This is a genomic window from Citrobacter sp. (assembly GCF_050252275.1).
Taxonomy (GTDB): domain Bacteria; phylum Pseudomonadota; class Gammaproteobacteria; order Enterobacterales; family Enterobacteriaceae; genus Citrobacter_A; species Citrobacter_A amalonaticus.
On the sequence record NZ_JBFWLF010000296.1, the window covers coordinates 1 to 5506 of the forward strand.

5 protein-coding genes are annotated in these 5506 nt (G+C 53.9%); all 5 read right to left on the bottom strand.

What is annotated here, in order from left to right:
• Positions 1–261, bottom strand: a 261-nt coding sequence (locus AB7E14_RS19740) for a hypothetical protein (RefSeq protein ID WP_428169833.1), incomplete at its 3' end; no start/stop codon positions are given.
• A gap of 668 nt (positions 262–929) precedes the next feature.
• Positions 930–1610, bottom strand: coding sequence for a respiratory nitrate reductase subunit gamma (gene narI, locus AB7E14_RS19745; RefSeq protein WP_044326516.1), 681 nt, complete (start codon positions 1608–1610; stop codon positions 930–932).
• Positions 1607–2302: a nitrate reductase molybdenum cofactor assembly chaperone gene (narW, locus tag AB7E14_RS19750; protein WP_316961838.1), complete on the bottom strand. Its 696-nt coding sequence runs from the start codon at positions 2300–2302 to the stop codon at positions 1607–1609. The genes narI and narW overlap by 4 nt, the downstream gene beginning before the upstream one ends.
• Entirely contained in the window at positions 2302–3846 is a 1545-nt protein-coding gene (gene narH, locus AB7E14_RS19755; RefSeq protein ID WP_043000675.1) for a nitrate reductase subunit beta, read from the bottom strand. The genes narW and narH overlap by 1 nt, the downstream gene beginning before the upstream one ends.
• Positions 3843–5506 (bottom strand): molybdopterin dinucleotide binding domain-containing protein (locus AB7E14_RS19760; RefSeq protein WP_428169834.1); only part of this gene is annotated, 1664 nt, incomplete at its 5' end. The genes AB7E14_RS19760 and narH, both read right to left, overlap by 4 nt.

Sequence of the window (5506 nt, forward strand, 5' to 3'; positions counted from 1 at the left end):
ATCGCCATCTTCAAACTCGCCCATGCCGCTAACAATCGGTGTTCCAGCCGGAGCCGTTACCGTAATCGCGCCATTGTTTTCCACGAAGAGGGTGTTGTCTTCCCCTGCGACGCTGATAATTTTATAGCTGCCACCTGCAACCAGGGCACCACTGCCGGTGATAATGCCATCATCTTCATCATAAATTTTTGCATTTACGTTATTTGTCATTAACAGGCTGCCGATCAACAGCGCCATAGTGGTTAATTTAAATTCTTTCATATCCCTATTCGCTTTTTTTAATAGACAAATACAGCACGGAATAAATTATATTTCTCAACGCTGCGTTTTGGTTTCCAGACAGAGCGAAAGCAATTTGAGTCAGACGATATCTGCCGAATTCCTTCCAGTAATTCATTCGTGCAAGAGTGATTTATTTTTCATGTTGCTGAATGGATCACAAATGAATTGATCTTACGTAACTAAAGAAATCAGTTAAGTGTGAAGTGAAATAATGGATTACAGATGAAATGACGTTAATATCGCAACAGGTATTGCATATAATAAAAGAGAGGGGCTGATGTCATCTTTATGATTTTTAAAGAGATAACGTGTCTTAAATCCGATTTAAGATTTATTAAGATGTTTCATGGCGTAATTTAAACTCATCAGTATCATAACGGACAAATAAACCGCACGGGTAGGAATATTTCCTACCCGTGAATTTTTAAAAATCTATTACCCGCTGTGCGTGAAACAAGTTCGCCGGATTGACGGATATAGTCACTTTAAGCAGTTGGTTACCCTGAATGACTACTTCAATATCGACAATACCCTCGCGGACTAATACTCGCTCCTGATGTCTTTTCACCAGCAGCATTCTCCCTGAGGTGGAGAAGCGTCATAACGTGCAGCGTGTCGGATGGCATTACCATCCGACACCGAAATGCCTAGCGACGAGAACGAACGATCTGGTAGCGGCGACTGAAGTACTCAAACGGTGCGCTCCAGACGTGAACCAGACGGGTGAACGGGAAGAGCAGGAAGATAGTCATTCCCAGCACCAGATGCACGCGGAAGATAAACGCCACGCCGTCGAGGTGGGCAGAAGCTCCGCCACGAAAGGTGACAACCGACTGCGCCCATTCCACCAGTTTCAGCATTTCACTGCCGTCCGGGTGCTGGGCGGAGAACGGTATTGTGCTTAAGCCCAGAATGCACTGAATCAGCAGAATGCAGAGGATCAGGATATCTGCCGTAGACGAGGTGGCCCGGACGCGAGAGTTGGTCAGACGACGCACCAGCAAGCCCGCGCCGCCAACCAGCGTCAGTACGCCGCAGATCCCGCCGGCAATCATCGCCATCTGTTGTTTCACCGCAACAGGCAGGAACCAGGCGTACATCCAGTGTGGGGTTAACATGCCGAACAGGTGACCAAAGAAGATCCCCAGAATGCCAATGTGGAACAGATTCGACCACAGGACCATCCCGCGCTTGTCCAGCATCTGACTGGAAGACGCCCTCCAGGTGTACTGGCCGTAGTCATAGCGCAGCCAACTGCCAAGGATAAACACCGTCCCGCAGAGATAGGGGTAGATGTCGTAAAAAAAGACGTTCAGGAACTGTATCATTTCGGGCCTCCCGCGCTGACGTCGACGTACTGTGGCGCCACGTCCTGGCTAAAGCGTCGTTGATATTGCTGTAACGGCGAACTGTCACAGGCCGTGGCGTTATCTTCGATAAATTTCACCTGTTCCTCTTCCCAGACGGCATCCAGCGCCTGGCGGGTATCATCACGGGCCTCGACGTTCACCTGTTTCGTGACACTGTCACTTGATAGCGGGCTGCCCGCCAGAAAAAGCAGGGCATCGAACAGTTGATACCACGGCGTGTCGCGCTGCTTTAAGCGCCCGCCCAGCAGGGCCAGAATTGGTGCGACGTTCTGCAAACCTTCTCGTGCTTCCGCTTCCGGCAGTACGCTCAGGTATTCCAGATACAGTGGCAGATGGTCCGGCAGCTCGCGACAATCAAGCTGTAGCCCGACTTTCTCGTACTGCGCCAGCAACTCGACCATCGCCTGACCGCGATCGCGCGATTCCGCATGCACATGCTCGAACAACAGCAGCGAGGTGGCGCGCCCTCGATCAAACACTTCGCACCATTCGGCCTGTTTATCGAGCAGCGGCGCGCTGAGCAGGGTTTCGGTGAAGTTGGTGAGCATCGGCACATCGTGTCGCACCAGCGCCAGCGCATCGTCCTTACACTCCCACAGCTGCTCATCCGGATACTCCATCAGCAGGCCAATCACCTTGAGGATTTGCATCATTCCCCCTCCGCTTTGTCACGTACTTCGGTGATGTTGATCGCGTCAATACGGCTACTGTTGAACAGATTAAATTTGGTATCGGAGCCGTGGCATCCATCACCGAAAGAGAAGCCGCAACCGTTGCGCTCAGGGAAGGCATCACGCGCCATTTCACGGTGGCTGGTCGGGATGACAAAACGGTCTTCGTAGTTGGCAATCGCCAGGTAGCGATACATCTCTTCAATCTGTTCCACGGTCAACCCGACTTCGTCAATCGCACGGGTATCGGTGACGCCTTCCACGGTCTGCGAGCGCATATAATGACGCATCGCCATCATGCGCTTCAGCGCCCGCAGCACCGGGCCGGTGTCGCCAGCGCTCAGCATATTGGCGAGGTACTGCACCGGAATACGCAGGCTTTCGATCGCCGGTAGTACGCCGTCGCTTTTCGGCAGTCCACCCGCATCGGCGTAAGACTGAATCGGCGACAGCGGCGGCACATACCAGACCATCGGCAGAGTGCGGTATTCCGGATGCAGCGGCAGCGCCAGCTTCCAGTCCATCGCCATTTTGTAAACTGGCGAACGCTGCGCCGCGTCGATCACGTTCTGTGGAATGCCCTGTTTAAGCGCTTCTTCTATCACCGCCGGGTCGTGCGGATTCAGAAACACGTCGCACTGACGCTCATAGAGATCGGTTTCATGCTCGGTGCTGGCCGCTTCTTCAATGCGGTCCGCATCGTAGAGCAGCACACCAAGATAACGGATGCGCCCGACGCAGGTTTCGGAGCAGACCGTCGGCTGGCCCGATTCAATGCGCGGATAACAAAAAATGCATTTTTCGGATTTACCGCTTTTCCAGTTGAAATAGATTTTTTTGTACGGGCAGCCGCTGATACACAGACGCCAGCCGCGGCATTTATCCTGATCGATCAGCACAATGCCGTCTTCTTCACGCTTGTAGATGGCGCCGCTCGGACAAGTGGCGACACAGCTTGGGTTCAGGCAGTGTTCACACAGACGCGGCAGATACATCATGAAGGTGTTTTCGAACTGACCGTACATCTCCTTTTGGATCTTGTCGAAGTTACGGTCTCGCGCGCGCTTTTCAAATTCGCCGCCGAGCAGCTCTTCCCAGTTCGGCCCCCAGATGATTTTGTCCATCCGCTTACCGTCAATCAACGAGCGGGGACGGGCGGTAGGTTGATGTTTGCCTTCCGGCGCGCTGTGCAAATGCTGATAGTCGTAGGTGAAGGGCTCGTAGTAATCATCGATTTGCGGAATGACCGGGTTGGCGAAGATTTTGGTGATGACGCCCATTTTGCCACCCAGACGTGGTCGGATTTTACCGTTCACATCGCGAACCCAGCCGCCTTGCCACTCTTCCTGGTCTTCCCAGTTTTTCGGGTAGCCGATACCGGGTTTCGTCTCAACGTTGTTAAACCACGCGTACTCCATTCCTTCACGTCCGGTCCAGACGTTTTTACAGGTGACGGAGCAGGTGTGGCAGCCAATGCATTTATCGAGGTTCAGTACCATGCCAACCTGTGAGCGTATCTTCATTTTTTCGCCTCCTGTACCTGATCCCGACCTTCATCATCCAGCCAGTCAATGTTTTTCATTTTTCTAATCATGATGAACTCGTCGCGGTTGGAGCCGACGGTACCGTAATAGTTAAAGCCGTAAGCAAGCTGCGCATAACCGCCAATCATGTGCGTCGGTTTCGGGCACACGCGGGTGACGGAGTTGTGGATCCCGCCGCGCATCCCGGTGACTTCCGAACCGGGGATATTCAGGATACGTTCCTGGGCGTGGTACATCATCGTCATGCCGGGCGGCACGCGCTGGCTCACCACCGCACGGGCGGTGAGGGCGCCGTTGGCGTTGAAGGCTTCGATCCAGTCGTTATCCTCAATGCCGAGCTCTTTCGCATCCGTTTCACTGATCCAGACAATCGGCCCGCCGCGCGACAGCGTCAGCATTAGCAGGTTTTCGCTGTAGGTGGAGTGAATGCCCCATTTCTGATGCGGTGTCAGGAAGTTAAGCGCTTTTTCCGGGAAGCCGTTCGGTGGGATCTCCCGCATTTCGCTGACGCTGCGGGTGTCAATCGGCGGACGATAAGCCACGAGGCTTTCGCCGAATGCCCGCATCCATTGATGGTCCTGATACAGCTGTTGACGACCGGAGAGCGTACGCCACGGGATCAGTTCATGGACATTGGTATAGCCCGCGTTATAGGAGACATGCTCGCTTTCCAGTCCGGACCAGGTCGGGCTGGAGATGATTTTGCGTGGCTGTGCCTGAATATCACGAAAGCGAATCTTCTCGTCTTCTTTGTTGAGCGCCAGATGCGTATGTTCGCGACCAGTCATCGCGCCGAGCGCTTCCCATGCTTTCACGGCGACCTGACCGTTGGTTTCCGGGGCCAGGGCGAGGATCACTTCCGACGCGTCCAGCGCGGTTTCAATCAGCGGACGACCTTTCGCCGGGCCATCACGCTTGGTGTAGTTGAGCTTGCCGAGGAAATCGACCTCCGTCTGGGTGTTCCACGAAATGCCCTTGCCGCCGTTACCTAACTTGTCCATCAAGGGGCCGAGCGAGGTGAAACGCTCGTACGTCGCGGGGTAATCGCGCTCCACCACGACAATGTTCGGCGCAGTTTTACCGGGGATTAACTCGCATTCCCCTTTACGCCAGTCCTGGATGTCGAACGGCTGCGAAAGTTCTGCCGGTGAATCGTGCTGCAACGGCTGCAACACCACGTCGGTTTCTTGTCCCAGATGGCCGACACAGACCTCAGAAAAGACGCTGGCGATGCCTTTGTAGATTTCCCAGTCGCTTTTTGATTCCCACGCCGGATCCACCGCCGCAGACAGCGGGTGAATAAACGGATGCATATCCGAGGTATTCATGTCGTCTTTTTCATACCAGGTGGCAGTGGGCAGAACGATATCTGAGAACAGGCAGGTGCTGGACATGCGGAAGTCGAGCGTCACCAGCAGATCGAGCTTGCCTTCAATGGCGGGGGATTCCCATTCAACCTCTTCAGGTTTAATGCCTTCGCGGGAACCCAGCGCATCCCCCTGAATGCCGCTCTCTGTTCCCAGTAAATATTTGAGCATGTACTCGTGGCCTTTACCGGAAGAACCAAGGAGGTTAGAGCGCCAGACAAACAGGTTACGCGGATGGTTCTTGCCGCTGTCGGGTTGTTCGCAGGCAAAAC